Annotated in this window: 15 protein-coding genes; 10 read left to right on the forward strand and 5 right to left on the reverse strand. The window is 42.9% G+C overall.

Annotated elements, in window-relative coordinates; genetic code table 11:
- Window positions 1-434 precede the first annotated feature (434 nt).
- The 3 genes from NAF19_RS14645 to NAF19_RS14655 all read left to right on the forward strand — a co-directional run bounded on the left by NAF19_RS14645 (window position 435) and on the right by NAF19_RS14655 (window position 3,757).
- Entirely contained in the window at window positions 435-1,412 is a 978-nt protein-coding gene (locus NAF19_RS14645; RefSeq protein ID WP_252790809.1) for a pepsin/retropepsin-like aspartic protease family protein, read from the forward strand.
- 3 nt (window positions 1,413-1,415) lie between these two features.
- The gene (locus tag NAF19_RS14650; RefSeq protein WP_252790810.1) at window positions 1,416-2,849 is read left to right on the forward strand and encodes a glycogen-binding domain-containing protein; all 1,434 of its coding nucleotides are present in this window, start codon (window positions 1,416-1,418) and stop codon (window positions 2,847-2,849) included.
- A gap of 119 nt (window positions 2,850-2,968) precedes the next feature.
- A complete protein-coding gene (locus NAF19_RS14655) occupies window positions 2,969-3,757 on the forward strand; it encodes a PhzF family phenazine biosynthesis protein (protein ID WP_252790811.1) in 789 nt (262 codons plus the stop codon).
- Between the two features lie 96 nt (window positions 3,758-3,853).
- Here NAF19_RS14655 and NAF19_RS14660 read toward each other — a convergent pair whose 3' ends face one another.
- A complete protein-coding gene (locus NAF19_RS14660; protein WP_252790812.1) occupies window positions 3,854-4,492 on the reverse strand; it encodes an NAD(P)-dependent oxidoreductase in 639 nt (212 codons plus the stop codon).
- A gap of 261 nt (window positions 4,493-4,753) precedes the next feature.
- Here NAF19_RS14660 and smc point away from each other — a divergent pair, with 261 nt between their 5' ends.
- Window positions 4,754-8,296 (forward strand): chromosome segregation protein SMC, encoded by a 3,543-nt coding sequence (gene smc, locus NAF19_RS14665; protein ID WP_252790813.1) that lies wholly within the window; start codon window positions 4,754-4,756, stop codon window positions 8,294-8,296.
- A 115-nt stretch (window positions 8,297-8,411) separates the two neighbouring features.
- Here smc and NAF19_RS14670 read toward each other — a convergent pair whose 3' ends face one another.
- The gene (locus tag NAF19_RS14670; protein WP_252790814.1) at window positions 8,412-10,019 is read right to left on the reverse strand and encodes a S41 family peptidase; all 1,608 of its coding nucleotides are present in this window, start codon (window positions 10,017-10,019) and stop codon (window positions 8,412-8,414) included.
- 72 nt (window positions 10,020-10,091) lie between these two features.
- Window positions 10,092-10,700, reverse strand: coding sequence for an HAD family hydrolase (locus NAF19_RS14675; protein ID WP_252790815.1), 609 nt, complete (start codon window positions 10,698-10,700; stop codon window positions 10,092-10,094).
- 154 nt (window positions 10,701-10,854) lie between these two features.
- Between NAF19_RS14675 and NAF19_RS14680 the strand changes: the two genes are divergently transcribed.
- The 6 genes from NAF19_RS14680 (at window position 10,855) to NAF19_RS14705 (ending at window position 13,152) form a co-directional block, all read left to right on the forward strand.
- Window positions 10,855-11,523 (forward strand): YdeI/OmpD-associated family protein, encoded by a 669-nt coding sequence (locus NAF19_RS14680; protein ID WP_252790816.1) that lies wholly within the window; start codon window positions 10,855-10,857, stop codon window positions 11,521-11,523.
- Window positions 11,520-11,822: a hypothetical protein gene (locus tag NAF19_RS14685; RefSeq protein WP_252790817.1), complete on the forward strand. Its 303-nt coding sequence runs from the start codon at window positions 11,520-11,522 to the stop codon at window positions 11,820-11,822. Before NAF19_RS14680 ends, NAF19_RS14685 begins: the two co-directional genes overlap by 4 nt.
- On the forward strand, window positions 11,823-12,026 hold the full coding sequence (locus tag NAF19_RS14690; protein ID WP_252790818.1) for a hypothetical protein: 204 nt from the start codon (window positions 11,823-11,825) through the stop codon (window positions 12,024-12,026). It abuts the gene before it with no gap.
- Between the two features lie 81 nt (window positions 12,027-12,107).
- Window positions 12,108-12,428 (forward strand): ArsR/SmtB family transcription factor, encoded by a 321-nt coding sequence (locus NAF19_RS14695; protein WP_252790819.1) that lies wholly within the window; start codon window positions 12,108-12,110, stop codon window positions 12,426-12,428.
- A gap of 17 nt (window positions 12,429-12,445) precedes the next feature.
- The gene (locus tag NAF19_RS14700; RefSeq protein ID WP_252790820.1) at window positions 12,446-12,871 is read left to right on the forward strand and encodes an SRPBCC family protein; all 426 of its coding nucleotides are present in this window, start codon (window positions 12,446-12,448) and stop codon (window positions 12,869-12,871) included.
- A gap of 62 nt (window positions 12,872-12,933) precedes the next feature.
- Window positions 12,934-13,152, forward strand: coding sequence for a VF530 family protein (locus tag NAF19_RS14705; RefSeq protein WP_252790821.1), 219 nt, complete (start codon window positions 12,934-12,936; stop codon window positions 13,150-13,152).
- A 142-nt stretch (window positions 13,153-13,294) separates the two neighbouring features.
- Here the strand turns inward: NAF19_RS14705 and NAF19_RS14710 are convergent, their stop codons facing one another.
- Entirely contained in the window at window positions 13,295-14,605 is a 1,311-nt protein-coding gene (locus NAF19_RS14710; protein ID WP_252790822.1) for a DEAD/DEAH box helicase, read from the reverse strand.
- A 92-nt stretch (window positions 14,606-14,697) separates the two neighbouring features.
- Complete coding sequence (locus tag NAF19_RS14715) at window positions 14,698-15,507, reverse strand: tRNA pseudouridine synthase A (protein ID WP_252790823.1); 810 nt, start codon at window positions 15,505-15,507, stop codon at window positions 14,698-14,700.
- Window positions 15,508-15,609 lie beyond the last annotated feature (102 nt).

A 15,609-nucleotide genomic window follows, 5' to 3' on the forward strand; every position in this document is an offset into this window, starting at 1 on the left:
CGGCAAACTTGCCGACATCGTTTTAATCAATAGTTCAAAGAACAGCTGAACAGGCTCACGACTGTATAATATTACAAATAGTTGCGCAACGGTCACGAGAGGGCAGGGTGAGGCGACGACCAGCTTTTGTGGTGTCGCCCGCGACTTAAAGTATCGCGTTCTTATATCTACTCACGTTAAGTTCTGCGTCCTAAGTCTACAGGCGTGCAGAAGATAAAAAAAAGCTGATTTTGCAAGTATTTGATAGTCAGAATGTTTCACAGCGTTCCGGGTGTTCCGTGAGTAAAAGTGGAACGCTTAGCGTGCATGTAGACCTTGTTTGTACTAAGTCAAGGGGCTGACTTTTTTACTCCAGACTTCAGACTCAAGACTTTTTTTACTTCCCCTGTAACTATCATGCCAAAAAACAGGTCTATTAAGCATCAACCAAACTGATGCGAAAATTTTGCCTGATATTGCTCCTTTTTATTATTTGCCGGCACAGCAACGCGCTGGCAGATGGAGGAGTTTTGGTTGGCAAGTTGAAATTTAATACGCATCACCGGGTTTATGACCCCGACCCTGCGCCGTATGCCGATTTTACCACGATGATTGTACCCATTAAAAGGGTAGGCAACCTCATAGTTGTTGAAGCGCAGGTTGATACCATGGAGGGTAATTTTATTTTGGATACAGGCGCGCCCGGTTTGGTATTAAATGCAACCTATTTCAGGAGTATGCCGGTTATCGATGAGCCCGAAACCGGCGGTATTAATGGTTCTACAGGTTCGTTTACCACCTATGTCCGCAATTTTAAAATTCTCGACCTGCAATACAGCCGCCTAACTGCCCATGTTTGCGACCTTGGATTTATTGAAAACGGCAGAAATATTAAGATCCTCGGTTTACTGGGCACAAGGCTTTTTGCAAATTTTGCCGTAACAGTCGATCTTTTTAACAACGTTCTCTACATTCAAAAGCTGGATAAAAACGGCAATATCCCCGAAGGGGAACGTATATTTCACGACCGTTTGCTGGTAAGTCCGTTTAGGTTGATCAATGACGTTATTTTTTTAAAAGGAAGCGTTAATAATTATACATTGTGGTTTGCTTTTGACAGCGCTGCAGAAACAAACCTGTTGGATTATGACAGGTCGAAAAAATTTATGGCGACGCTGGAAGTGATTGGTCGCGCAAAAATAAAAGGGCTGGGTGGCACAGGTGTAACAGTTTTGTACACCAGCTTTGATAAACTGACGGTGGCTGACCATACTTTCGGGAAAAACCGTGCACTGGTGGCTAATTTGGAAAAAATGGGCAAGGCCTACGGGCAAACGGTTGACGGCATTCTAGGGTACGATTTTTTCTCGAGGGGGATATTCACCATCAATTTCGTTAAAAAAGAGTTTGAGATGTACATTTATAAAAATTAACAAATGAGGCAAAGGGTTTATATGGTATCTATTTTTGTATTGCTTTTAAGCGGTATAAAAACTGCCATGGCCCAGCGCCAGAATAGCCTGCTTATTGCACGCGACCATTTGATATTACAGATCGACCTGAAATCGCCCCGGAAAGTGATCGACAGTATTCTTAAAGTGGCAGGCGTGACCGGGCGAAGCGCCGAGAAGTTTTTCGACAATGACTATAAGGGATTAGAAGAAGATGGCTGGAACCTGGCCACAAAAGACGAAAACCTGATCCGTTTCGACCGTTCGCTTTCCGATCTGAATGATAATCCCCAAAGTGCACCCTTTGAAATTACTACCCGTTTGCCGGAGTTTGCCGGCGCGCCGGGTTACCCGGAAGAAGTAAAGTATGGAGTTAATAAGTTTTCGCAGGTTACCGTTTTTGGTTTATCATCAGGCCTTACAAGGTTTATCCTGCCGGGCAACACCAGGGCAAAGAGGGTTATTTTGTCAGGGAATTTTAATAACTGGAGTACCTTAAAAGGTGCCATGAAAAAGACGGATGGCGGCTGGATACTTGATGTTAAACTGGCAGCCGGAGCTTACGAATACAAATACATTATTAACGGGCACTGGACAACCGACCCAAATAACCTTTTGCAGGTTGGTGATGGCGTTGGCAACACCAATTCACTTTTCTTTAAATATAATTACACCATTAAACTGCCGGGCTACGCATCGGCACGTAAGGTGGTGTTTGCCGGCGATTTTAATAAATGGAAAACCAACGAAATTGCGCTGGAGAAAAAAGGGAACGGCTGGGAAAAGCAGCTTTACTTAAGCGAAGGAAAGCACGTTTACCATTTTTTGGTTGATGGCCGTTGGGTAACCGACCCGGGCAACCCTGTAAAACTGAAAGATGGCGAGGGTAATTTAAATTCGGTTTTAAACCTTGGCAGCGACGTTACTTTTAAACTGGCAGGTTATGGAAATGCAAAAAAGGTCTTTTTGGCAGGTACTTTTAACAAATGGCGGCGCGAAGAGTTAAGCCTGGTGAAAACTATAGACGGCTGGGCATTAACTACCACCCTTGCCGCAGGTAATTATAATTATAAATTTATTGTAGATGGCGACTGGATCACGGATCCTGCAAACCCGCATTTTGCCACTGAGGGGGGCAAACGTAATTCGTTTATTGCAGTAAAACCCAACCATACTTTCAGGCTAAAAGGATATGCAAGTGCAAAAAAAGTGAGTATGGTGGGTAGTTTTAATAACTGGGATGATGATGGCTATACTATGACCCGTGCCGGGGATGAATGGATAATTAACTTTTATCTTAAACCGGGTAAATACCTGTACAAATTTGTAGTGGGTGGTAAACAGATAATTGACCCCGGTAACAAGCTTTGGGAGCAAAATGAATACGGAACCGGGAATAGTGTGCTTTGGATAGAGTGAGTGAAATGCGGAAGTCGGAATGCCGAATGGGGAAGCAGAGAAGATTCCATTTAATTCATTTAGCATTCCGACTTCCGCAATTTAAAAAAACCTTTTACCTTTAGCGTTTAGCAAAAAAAATGATGACAATACCCATATACCAGGCTGATGCTTTTACCGATAAATTATTTGGCGGCAACCCGGCTGCTATTTGTCCGTTGGATAAATGGTTGCCTGATAACCTGATGCAAACTATTGCTATTGAAAATAATTTAGCCGAGACCGCTTTTTTTGTAAAAAACGATACCGGATATAAACTGCGCTGGTTTACCCCCGAATATGAAATTGATTTGTGCGGCCATGCCACGCTGGCATCTGCGCATATTTTGTTTACCCAGTTAGGACATAACGGGGATGAAATACATTTCGAAACTGTAAAAGCAGGCACCCTTACAGTAAAAAAGGATGGCGATAAATACGCGATGGACTTCCCGTCGAGGCCTCCAATTCATATCGACGCTCCAGTTGGCCTGGTTGAGGCCTTGGGCGAAAAACAGCCCCTCGAAGTATTAAGGTCGAGGGATTATTTTCTGGTTTATGAATCTGAAAGCGACATCCGTGATATATCGCCGGATTTTTTTGCTTTATCAAAAATGGATACCGTTGGCGTAATTGTTACCGCTCCTGGTGATAATTCCGACTTCGTTTCCCGCTTTTTTGCTCCCGGCGCTGGTATCCCCGAAGATCCGGTTACAGGGTCGGCACATTGCAATCTCATCCCATATTGGGCAGATAAATTGGGCAAAACTAAATTACACGCGTACCAGTTATCAGCGCGGCGGGGCGAACTTTGGTGCGAGTTAAAAGGCGACCGTGTGCAGATGAGCGGAAAAGCGGTAACCTATTTAAAGGGAGAGATTTTTATTTGATTTCGGAATTCGGATTTTCCATTTCGGATTTGCTCAATAGCATAATTTGAGATTTCTAAATATTAAATTCTTTTTAATTCCGACATCCGAAATTCATCAGTATCCCACCGTAAACCGTTCCTTTATGTGCTGCGGGTTCATGATTTCATCAATAATGGCCACCGCAAAATCTTCCATTGATATGCGGCTATTGCCTTCTTCGTCGGTTACCAGTTTGTCTTTGCCTCTTCTGAAATTACCTGTCCGTTCACCGGGTTCTATGTAGGTTGCCGGGCTGATGTAAGTCCAATTGAGATCTTTCTCCTTTTGATATACTTTTAAAGCATCGCGATGTGCCAGGGCAGCGTCTTTAAACTCCGGTGGAAACCCTGGCGAATCAACCAATTGCAGGCCAGGCGCAACTTCAAGACTGCCGGCGCCGCCGACGATTATCAGCCGTTTAACACCTGCCTGTTTTAGGCCGTTTATAAGCGGTTCTGCTACTTCTACTATAGTTGAGGGCTTAGCGCCTTTTGTAAAGTTGTAGGCACTTACAATGGCATCGTGATTAAATACTGCAGCCTCCACATCCTGCGTTCTGAAAATGTCACCGCGGGTTACTTTTAAGTGTGGCTGCTCCAGGGTATAATCTTCGGGATGGCGCATTATCGCGGTAACATCATGCCCCCGGTTTAGGGCTTCGGTAATTACACGGCTGCCAATATTGCCGGTGGCTCCAAATACTGCTATTTTCATGGTAGGTTAAGCTAAAAGGTCCAAAGCTTTACATCTGAGAAAGTATAACAAAACAAATCCTTTTTTGCTTTAGATTTTTTAGTTGGCGAAAACGGGTGTTTTTCTTCCTGATTTAAAGCAGCCCAAAGCAGGTCGGCTAAGTAAAACTAATCTCTAATCTTCAGCCTCTAATCTCTAAAGTAATCATAAAAAAATCATAGAAAAATGATTTTTTTATGATTACTTTGAAGGTTCGAAAATTTAAGGACGGGTACGACGTAAATGCAGCTTACAAAGTTAGAAATCAAGGGATTTAAAAGTTTTGGCGATAAGATTACGATTAATTTTAACGAGGGTGTAACTGCAATTGTGGGTCCTAACGGCTGTGGAAAATCAAACGTGGTGGACTCCATCCGCTGGGTGCTGGGCGAGCAAAGTACCCGTATGCTCAGGTCGGAGAAAATGGACAACGTTATTTTTAACGGTACCAAAAGTCGCAAGGCTGCCAACCTCGCCGAAGTTTCGCTGACTTTTGACAATACCAAAAACATACTGCCTACTGATTTTTCGCAGGTGACCCTTACGCGGAGGCTATACCGCACCGGCGAAAGCGAATACCGGTTGAATGATGTACAATGCCGGTTGAAGGATATTACCGATTTGTTTTTAGATACAGGTATCGGCGCCGACTCGTACTCCATCATCGAACTGAAGATGATAGACGAGATCATCACCAACAAAGAAGGTTCGCGTCGCAATTTGTTCGAGGAAGCATCGGGCATATCAAAATATAAACTGCGTAAAAAGCAAACTTTTACCAAGCTGAAGGATACCGAAGCCGATTTGGAAAGGGTAGAGGACCTGCTGTTTGAGATAGAAAAGAACCTTAAAACGCTGGAGAACCAGGCAAAGAAGACGGAGCGCTACTACCAGATAAAAGAACAATACAAGGCACTGAGCATCACGTTGGCATCGTTCAGGATTGCATCCTTCAGCGAGTCGTTAGCCCGGATTGAGGAGCAGGAGCAAAAGCATAAGGAAGGCAAATCGGGCATAGTAACCCAGATTGATACACTGGAGGCATTTCTGCAGCAGCAAAAGCTGGATAGCCTTACCAAAGAGAAAGACCTGTCGGTGCAGCAAAAAGCTACCAACGAATATGTTTCAAAAATACGTGCCTACGAAAGCGAGAAGAAGATAAAGAATGAGCAGCTGAAATTTCAGCAGGATAAAGAGGCACGGTTAACCGAAGAACTGGACAAGGATAAAACACAGTTTAACCATGTGCTTTATAATATCAAGCGTCTGTCGGAAGAGAAAATGCAGGAGGATGAAAACCTGCAAAAGGTGATTGCACAGGTAACTGATTTAAAAGAAGCGGTTGATGAATTAAGGGCCCAACAGTCGGAAGCCCGGGGCGAGCTGGCTGAACTCACCAACATAAATACCCGCCTGCAAAACCAGGCTTACAAGGCCGAAAAGGATCTTGACATTTTAAAGATACAGGAACAGGCGCTGGAGCAGGAAGCACAGCGCAATATGGAAGATGCCAGCAGTAAAGAAGCCGAGCTCTCGCATTTTAACGTTGCTGTTGACGGCTTGCTTGAAAAAGTTGAGGCGGCCGAAAAAGACTATAACCAGGTAGTTGAGTTTGAGACTAAGCTGCAGGAGCAGATAACAGCCACCGAAACGGAACTAAATACCATACAGGAAACCATTATAAAAGAAAGCCGCAAGCTGGATGCCAAGCAAAACGAATACAACCTTACCAAGAGTATGGTTGATAACTTGGAAGGCTTCCCGGAGTCGATACGGTTTTTAAAGAAGAATACGGAGTGGTCTAAAAGTGCGCCGCTGTTTAGTGATATCTTGTTTTGTCGCGAGGAATACCGGGTGGCTATTGAAAACTACCTGGAGCCGCTGATGAACCATTACGTGGTTGAAAGCTATAACGAGGCGATTAAGGCCATCAACCTGCTAAGTAAGGCAGCGCAGGGCCGGGCGCAGTTTTTTGTGCTGGATAGTTATGAAACCATTCAAAGCTTTTCGGAGAAGCTGGAACTGGAAGGCGCAATACCTGCCTTAAACGTGGTAGAAGTTGAAAAGCAATACCAACCCCTTTGCGAACACCTGCTAAAAAATGTATACCTGGTTAATGATGAGAGTGATAGCGCACTTAATAATAATGTACTGCCGGATGGTGTGGTGTTAATTGGCAAAAGCGGCAAGTTTAATAAATCGAAGCATGCCATGGCGGGCGGATCGGTGGGTTTGTTTGAGGGTAAGCGTATAGGCCGGGCGAAAAACCTTGAAGCACTGCTGAAGGTAATTAAATTGATAGATGTTGAGGTACATGAGCTTAAAGAACGTTTTGACAGGCTGCACACTAAACTGGGCGAGCTGAAAGCTGCCGGCAAAGCTGCTGAAATAAAGCAAAAACAGCATGCGTTAAACCTGCTAAATACCGAACTGGTTACCGTTAAAACCCGGCAGGAACAATACCAGACCTTTATTGAAAACAGCCTTAACCGCAAAGAAGATATAGCCCGTAAAATAACCAGCATTAAAGAAGAAACCATAACGCTGCTGCCGCTATTGGAAGACCTGAAGGCTCAAAAGCAGGAGCAAAACGAATTGTTTGCCGAAAAGCAACTAGCTTTCAATGAGCTGAATGAGTTTGTATCTGTAAAATCAAGCGCATATAACCAGGAGAATATCCGCTTTCACCAGCAGCAAAATAAGGTTTCGGGTTTGGTGAAGGACCTGGACTACCGGGAATCGCAAAAAGAAAACCTTGAAGGCCGGATAAAGGTCAACAGCGGGGAATTGGAGAAAGTTAAACTTGCCATACAGGAAAACCTGCAGCAGGCCGATAATTCAGACGATGATCTGCTGGAGATGTATGAGCAAAAGGACCTGCTTGAAAAAGCTACCCAACAAGCTGAGCAGGAATACTACGCGTGGCGTGGGAAAATATCGGAGACCGAGGAGGAAATCACCGTATTAAGACGAAAAAAAGATAATGCTGAGATTATAGAGAACGAACTGAAGGATGAACGCAACAACCTAAAGCTGGAACTTAACGCGCTTAAGGAAAGGCTTTCAGTTGAGTTTAATATAGATATACAGGATTTACCCGAAACCGAAGTTGGAGAGGGTGAAAACGAACATGAAATACGCGACAAAGCCGAGAAACTAAAGAAACGCCTCGATGAGTTTGGCGCGATAAACCCACTTGCGGTTGAGGCTTATAACGAAATGAATGAACGTTATACCTTTATACAGGCGCAAAAGAAGGACTTAAGCGATGCCAAGGCATCGTTATTGGCAACCATACAGGAAATTGACGATACGGCGAAAGAAAAATTCATGACTTCCTTCACGCTGGTACGCGAGAATTTTATAAAGGTATTCAGGTCGTTGTTTAATGAGGAAGACTCGTGTGACCTGATACTAAGCGACCCGTTGCACCCGCTTGAATCTGATATAGACATTATAGCTAAACCCAAAGGCAAACGACCGCTGTCAATCAACCAGCTATCGGGCGGCGAAAAAACATTGACCGCAACAGCTATACTATTTTCGCTCTACCTGTTGAAACCGGCGCCATTCTGTATTTTTGATGAGGTTGATGCCCCGCTTGACGATACCAACATCGACAAGTTTAACAACATCATCAGGGAGTTTTCCAAAGACTCGCAGTTTATCATCATTAGCCACAATAAGCGCACTATTGCCAGTACCGATATTATTTACGGCGTAACTATGGTTGAGCAAGGCATATCCCGCGTTGTAGCCGTTGACTTGAGAGAATTAGTGGATTAGCCAAAAGCTTAGAGACTGAAGCGGAGAGCGTTTTGCGACTAAAACTAAAGAAGCCGAAACTTTGAAGCGTTTGCTTCTTTGTTTCGGCTTCTTTATTAGGCTTTCTGCTTTTACCTTATTTTTTTGGCTTAAGCTGTACTTTCTTGAAGTTAAATAACATCCCTGTAAACTTACTTTTGTTAAGCAGCATAGTTTTGTCGCGCGATTCGGCAAGCGAGAAAGTTCGCTTGGCCGGGTCAACGCTTTGAATAACCTTTGTAGGCGCGGCATAAGCGTTTGTGGTTATCTTCGATATAATATGCCCCAATAATTTTTCTGTAGGGTCGCCAAAGTCTTTGGTGTAATCGTCAAAGTCATTTACTCCCGGAAGGCCAGAGGTGCCAGGGGTGAATCCGTCAAAATAATCGCCCTGGTTTGCCGAATTTTTGGTTGAAAACTCAGGGGTAAACATTGTGTATTTGTTAATGCCTATATCAAAAAATCCAACCGGTTTACCATAGCTAGTCTCTCCAACAAGCTCAACATCCAGTACCGGGCGCAGGTTATTAATGGTAAGCTCGCTTGCCGAGGCTGTGCCTCCGGTTATGATAAAGAACACGCGGCCCACGTTTAAATTTCCCATTTTAGAAAATTTTGGTGTGTTATATTGAGAATTTAAGGAGTAATCAATTTGCGACAAGTTATATAAAGCTCCGGTGTTGTCTTTCCTTACCTGGTTTTTTAACAGTGTTTCGCTGTTCGACGACAAGATGCTGTTAAAATAAGTGTTATACATTAATGTATTATTTTTTGCAGTCGGTACCAGGTAATTGTCGATATACTCGGCTGTTGAAACATAACCACCACCGTTATAGCGTAAATCAACTGCGACATCCGTAACCCCTGCAGCGGTAAATTTTGCAAAAACGGCATCAAGTTTAGGGTCGGCATTTGCATCTGAGGTAAAACTGTTAAACACAAAATATCCCAGTTTTTTACCGCTGCCCAGATCAAGAACCGTATCTTTTAAAACTGGGTTTACGTTATAATTTGCAGCGGCAAAGTTAACATCAAATGTCGAGCCATCGGGCTTTTTAACCGTCATTTTAATGTTGCCGCTATTGAAAACTGAGTTGTATAAAAAGTTGATATTGGTACCGGAGCCATCACCATAGGTAGTGCCGCCTGATACGCCGTCATAGGAAAGTTTGGTGTTGTTATTGACACTCATGATCTCGTAGCCGCGCCTTAAACCTGCGAGGCCAGCCGGTGAACCAGGGTATACGTACACAATGCGCACATCGTTAACTGCCTGGTAGTTATAATCAAAACCAAAATCGCCTTTAGTTCCATTTAGTGCGCCTGTTTCAGTACCGTCATCAATAAATGAATATTTAGCGCGACCCGGATTGTATTTGTAATACTCGTAGGGTTTACTGGTGGCTGGGTTGATTGCGTACTGTGACAGTGCGTCCAGTTCATCAGACAAAGCAGTTAGTGGGGCCGCATTAGTGAACGAGCGTGGTTTAAATGTTGCGTAAGTGGGTAACTGGTCGTTCCACAAATAAGCCTCTTTAGCGTATAGCCAAATGGAATCCTGTGCCAATTGTATTATCGTGCCCGTTTTTGATGGCTGCGTTGGGTCAGTGGGTGTGGTTCCCCCACTGCTACTTTTGCTGTTCTTCTTACATGATGACACAGCTACTGCCGCTACAACTAAAACTAAGTAAAATATTTTTTTCATATTAATGAATATAAGTTATTTCGAATGAATAGGCTATTTAACGAAAATAAGCAAAGTATGTTATGATTTTACTTATAAAAATTCGTTTACATTTATATAATCAATGCCACTGGATTCGGCGCAAAGCCGGTCAATTTCAGCATTTTCTATCATCACTATATCCCGCCTTTGCAAGTTATGGTCTTTTATTAACATATCAATGGCATCGGTATCTGGCTTTGGCTTAATTTCATCAGTAAAATAAACTATTAAATATTGTTCAAGCCCGTGCCATTCTGTCTGTTTGATCTTATTCAGTTGTTTTGCCGGGTCGCCGTTGGTTACAATGAATATTTTTTTGCGGTCAACAACAATGTCCTGTAGCAAATTTAACATATTTTGGTACAACAGTAGCTTTAAAGGCAGTTTTGCAGTAACCATTAGGTGTTTTAAATTGCTGCGGTATTTTTCGTCAATGTTAAGTTTTTCCTTCTGCCTGTCAAAAACAAACTCCTTACCTTCATTTATATACGTGTTTACCATCAGGTCGGTTGTCTGCCTGGCATCAATAAGTGTAGTATACTCTAAAAGGCCGGAAAAAAGGTAATAAACCTGGAATAAATAGTCTTTTTCGGGGTATAGCACATCGTCCAATTCAAATATAAATGCCTGCTTACGGTTGTCTATGTCGGTATATTTCATTCTATTAGTAACGTTTTCGCGAGCTGGGCGTTTGCATTGCCCTATCCGGGCACCCTCGCTTCTTCATTATTGCTATATTTTGGCCGGACGTTAATTTTTTGTAAAGATAAGAATCAGCCTTACTACATTTGCTATAACCCGCAAACTATAAGCTATGGATGCAATAAGCCCTGTTGCAAAAAAACTACTGATAAAGCCCGGAAAAAACTGGCTGTTTTATAATGCGCCGGAGGATTACCTTGCGGTACTTGAACCGCTGCCCGAAGGTGCTGCAGCAAATTTTAGTACTGACGGCGAATTTGACGGCGTGCAGCTTTTTGTACAGAACAGCGGCGAGTTGATTGACAGCTTAAAAACCATAATGCCGATATTAAAGCCTGACACGGTCTTTTGGGTTACATATCCTAAAAAGAGCTCGGGCATACCTTCGGATTTAGAAATGATGAGCAGCTGGGATGAATTGGACAGGTATGGTTACAATGGCGTTGCCGCCGCTGCTATTAACGATATATGGACGGCCTTGCGTTTCAGACCAAAAGGGCAGTCAAAGGTACCCGACTCGTGCAATGAGGAAATTAAGAAAAACGACTACGCCAACTACATTGACGTTGACAACAAACAAATAAAATTGCCTGACGAAATGCAGCAGGTGTTGGCCAACGAGCCGGTGGCGATGGAGTTTTATCAAAAGCTATCCTACAGCAATAAAAAGGAATATGTGGCATGGATACTTTCGGCCAAACAGGAAAAAACAAAAAACGAGAGGCTGGTAAAATTGGTTGAAAAGCTGAGCGAAGGAAAGAAAAACCCATCGGAGAAATGAATATTGATCGTATCATAAATAAAATCATTCCGCCCAGCGACCGTGAACATCGGGACGGGTTTGATAATACCGTTTATATCGATGAATTAAACGATGATGAAAAAGCGCAGTTAGTGGATAGATTGATTGCAATGTTATCCGATGCAATTGATCTTGACTATCTCGTGGTAGAAAGCCTGGGATACTTGAAATCGGATAAGGCTTTAGCTGAATTATATAAAAAGCTGACCGATGACTCGAGTAGTGTGGATATACTAGTTTTAACGTCCTCCATATTTATGATAATCAACGATAATTAGATGATTAATCTTGCGATATCTTCGTTTAAAAAGATGGATAACCCCGCCGATTCGTACTACAAATACAAATTAATTAGTGGTTTTTATTATTTGTCAAAGTTTTCAGCCCCTGCAACTAACGATGTAATTAAAAGCTATATCAGCCATAAAGATTATCTCGTCTCATACAATGCAAAACGAGATTATAACGGCACCTTAAGTTAGGAAAGTTTTTTATTTTTATTTTGCGTAACCAATCGGTTTCATATATATTTATAACCGAAAGGTTTCATATGACCTTGTGTTATGCGCAGAGATGTTTTCCAGGCAATTGCCGACCCAACCCGGAGAGAGATAATAGGCTTATTGGTCAACCAGCAACTAAACCTTAATTCAATAGCCGATAATTTTGATATCAGCCGCCCCGCTGTATCCAAACACATAAAGATTTTAACGCAATGTGGCCTGATAACTATCAAACAGGATGGGCGCGACAGGTACTGTAAAGCCAATTTTGTAAAGCTTAACGAAGTGGCAAGCTGGGTGGACCAATACCGAAAATTCTGGAACCAGAAGCTGGATGCACTCGGCGATTTTTTGGACAAAGAAACTAAGGACAATCAATAATAATAAAAAAACAAATTATGGAAACAGTACCTTTTGTAATTGAACGCACCTATAACGCCACAGCCGACAGAGTATGGCAAGCTATTACCGACAGGGATAAAATGGAGCAATGGTACTTTAAACTAAAGGAATTTAAGCCTGAAGTTGGCTTTGAATTTGAATTTGAAGGCGGCCCGCCTGAAAAGACCTTTTTGCACCTTTGCAAGGTTATTGAAGTAATACCTGGTAAAAAACTTACACATAGCTGGCGGTACGATGGGTATGAAGGTAACTCGTTCGTGACCTGGGAAGTTTTTGATGAAGGCGATAAAACCCGCGTTAAGCTTACCCATGCCGGGCTGGAAACCTTCCCTGCAATCCCCGATTTTGCCAAGGAAAACTTTGTAATGGGCTGGACAGATATTCTTGGGCGGATGTTGAAGGAATATTTAGAAAAGGCCTGATAAAATTGGATTTGTGGAGATACAGCTATTTGTGTCTCCAATTTTGCTAATTTTGCAACGATATGCAGCAACAGCCCAACAACAAGCTTCACGGTAAAACTTTAGAAATGATACTGAACGCGCTGGTGGCCTACTATGGCTGGCCGGAGTTGGGTTATCGTATCCGGATTAATTGTTTTTTGGATAATCCCAGCATTAAATCGAGCCTCACCTTCCTTCGCAAAACACCATGGGCAAGAAAAAAAGTTGAGGACTTATATTTGGATAGTCCGGTAGACTAGAGGTAAGATACTAACAACCATGTTATTGCTAGGTATGAAGCAATCGCGAACTAAGCAGGTCTGCTCTGTATAGCATGCGATTGCCGCGCTCGTTCCTCGCTCGCAATGACAATTTCTAAAGCCTTTCAGCGCTCAGCTCTTCCTACCCGTGCTTTTTCTTCTTATTCATCTTGGCCTTAACACCTGAACTATAGTTATAAGTTTTAGCGTTTTCTGGCTTTTTTTGGTGAAAGGCCTCCCCGGCTACCGGTGCTGCGTTTTTATTTTTTACCGGCTTTTTCTCTTCAGTAGCAGCCGGTTTATTTTCCTGTTCAATTACTAAATCGTCGGGCAGGTCTCCAACAGGTATTTTTTGACCGATGGCCTGCTCAATTCGCCGCACCATGGTAAGTTCAAGGTCGGTGGTGAATGTTATGGCCAGTGTTTCTTCGGTATCGGCAGGGGTTTTATTAATTATCCGGTTAATAAAAGTTTCTTTTTCTTCAGGCAGTTCGAAATGGATGATGAAGGGAATATAACTTATATCGATATTTTCGTGGCCCTCATTGCAAACTATCAGCACTTTTGTATTCGCCGATAATTTGAAATCTTCTACTGATGTTAAACCAGTCATTTCTATCGTCCAGGAGTTCAATACTGCAACAGCGGTGTTTTGACGGTTTTGCAGTGTTTTGTAAAGCTTTTCGGCTGTGTGGCGGGTATTTACAAACACAACTGTTTTGGTAAATACCTCACTATCCTGCATAAACAGGTTAAGCAAGTTAAGTTTGGTGACAAAGTTTGGCACATGGTACAGTACCTGGGGCAATGTATCAAGCGTGGTTTCTGCAACTTCTTCTACTTCAACAACGGTTGCTGCCCCCATAAACGGCGCAATCATTTTGTTAAGCTTATCATGTATCACCTCGGTAAACACCAGGCGCTGGCACTTGGTTATGCTATTGGCAAGTTCAACCACCGGGAGCTGCAGGCCTTGCTTAACAATCAAGTCGGCATCGTCAACCACCAACAATTCAATTTTATTCAAATTAAGGCCGAGTTTTAGGTAAATTGCCCGGGCCCTGTCGGGTGTGGCAACTACAATATCCGCACCGTCGGCAAGGGCATCCATTTGTGCCTCGGTGCCTGTGGCAGCATATAGCCCAACAATGGCTATGTTTTTATTTTTGCTGAAGTGTTCCAATCCGCTTATTACAGCCAATACTTCGTCCTTTGTTGGTACCAGTATCAACACTAACGGTACACCTTCAGCATTGTATCTTATCTTATTTAAAACGGCTAAAATATAGGTAGTGGTTTTCCCGCAACCCTCAGGGCCGGCAATAATTACGTCCTGGCCACCGTAAATGCGCGCCAGTGTTTTTTGCTGAACCTCTTTCGGGCTGGTATACCCAGCTTCGGTTATAGTACGTACAAGTTGTTTATTAAGCTTTAATTTTTCTGACCACGCCATCCTTTTAATTTAAAAATCCCGAAGGAGCGCAAAATTACCCTTTTTATAGCTAAGTTTCTGCTATTTAATATAATGAGCTATTTTGAGGCGATTTAAACCGCCACCCAGTCGCAGTCAACGTCGTGCTGCAGCATAGTTGTAAATGTAGTGGCAGGTGGCAAATCAAGGTATGGATAGGTGACTTTCGACAGGTACAGTCCCTGAGGATAAGCCGGGATAATGATTTTAGGCGTCTCTTTGGCACTAAGATAATGCTCAAATTCGTCCACGCTCATTTTGCCTTCGCCAATTTCAAGAAGCCGACCGATTATGATCCTAACCATCTTGCTTAAAAAGCGATTGGACGAAATTTGAAATCTTATTTTATCACCACTGTTATTAATGAACAAACCCGCTGAAGATACATTGCAGATAGTACTTTCCTGCCTGTCAGGCATTTTACAGAAGCCACGGTAATCGTTGTAAAGCGGGAGCAGAGCAACGGCCGCCTTCATGCTGTCAAGGTTGAGTTGCGGACCTAGATACAACGAACTGAAATTGCTTAGGAAAGGGTCTTTATACGTATGGATAAAGTAATCATAACTCCGCTGAACGGCATCAAAACGCGCATGCGGCAAACCCTGCATCGGGATGATCTCAAAAACAGCTATATCATCGGGCAAAATTTTATTTAACCGGAAAAAGAATTCATCATCCAAATCCTGTTCAATATCAGCATGAAAAAAGAACTGGGCCGCATGCACCTGTGCATCGGTACGCCCACAGCCGTTAATGTTTACGGTCGATTTTAATAATTTACCAAGGGCAGTTTCTAAAACTTCCTGCACATTCAAAACGCCGGGATGTTTTTGCCAGCCGCTGTAGTTAGTGCCATGATAGGCTATGTGGAAGAAGTAGCGCAAGGCGAAAAGTTAATGAATACCCGAATGTCGCAAGGTACGGACAGATTTACGAAGTTTATAAAACTTCGTAAATCTTATTGTCAACAAAAAAACCGACCAGCT

It is taken from the genome of Mucilaginibacter flavidus (assembly GCF_024055575.1).
GTDB lineage: Bacteria > Bacteroidota > Bacteroidia > Sphingobacteriales > Sphingobacteriaceae > Mucilaginibacter > Mucilaginibacter flavidus.

What these genes read in the sequence shown, in the direction of transcription:
- NAF19_RS14710 (WP_252790822.1), bottom strand. Translation starts at nt 14,605, where the DNA reads ATGGCGTGGTCAGAAAAATTAAAGCTTAATAAACAACTTGTACGTACT.
- NAF19_RS14660 (WP_252790812.1), bottom strand. Translation starts at nt 4,492, where the DNA reads ATGAAAATAGCAGTATTTGGAGCCACCGGCAATATTGGCAGCCGTGTA.
- NAF19_RS14690 (WP_252790818.1), top strand. Translation starts at nt 11,823, where the DNA reads ATGATTAATCTTGCGATATCTTCGTTTAAAAAGATGGATAACCCCGCC.
- NAF19_RS14700 (WP_252790820.1), top strand. Translation starts at nt 12,446, where the DNA reads ATGGAAACAGTACCTTTTGTAATTGAACGCACCTATAACGCCACAGCC.
- NAF19_RS14680 (WP_252790816.1), top strand. Translation starts at nt 10,855, where the DNA reads ATGGATGCAATAAGCCCTGTTGCAAAAAAACTACTGATAAAGCCCGGA.
- NAF19_RS14705 (WP_252790821.1), top strand. Translation starts at nt 12,934, where the DNA reads ATGCAGCAACAGCCCAACAACAAGCTTCACGGTAAAACTTTAGAAATG.
- NAF19_RS14645 (WP_252790809.1), top strand. Translation starts at nt 435, where the DNA reads ATGCGAAAATTTTGCCTGATATTGCTCCTTTTTATTATTTGCCGGCAC.
- NAF19_RS14685 (WP_252790817.1), top strand. Translation starts at nt 11,520, where the DNA reads ATGAATATTGATCGTATCATAAATAAAATCATTCCGCCCAGCGACCGT.
- NAF19_RS14675 (WP_252790815.1), bottom strand. Translation starts at nt 10,700, where the DNA reads ATGAAATATACCGACATAGACAACCGTAAGCAGGCATTTATATTTGAA.
- NAF19_RS14670 (WP_252790814.1), bottom strand. Translation starts at nt 10,019, where the DNA reads ATGAAAAAAATATTTTACTTAGTTTTAGTTGTAGCGGCAGTAGCTGTG.
- NAF19_RS14650 (WP_252790810.1), top strand. Translation starts at nt 1,416, where the DNA reads ATGAGGCAAAGGGTTTATATGGTATCTATTTTTGTATTGCTTTTAAGC.
- NAF19_RS14655 (WP_252790811.1), top strand. Translation starts at nt 2,969, where the DNA reads ATGATGACAATACCCATATACCAGGCTGATGCTTTTACCGATAAATTA.
- smc (WP_252790813.1), top strand. Translation starts at nt 4,754, where the DNA reads ATGCAGCTTACAAAGTTAGAAATCAAGGGATTTAAAAGTTTTGGCGAT.
- NAF19_RS14695 (WP_252790819.1), top strand. Translation starts at nt 12,108, where the DNA reads ATGCGCAGAGATGTTTTCCAGGCAATTGCCGACCCAACCCGGAGAGAG.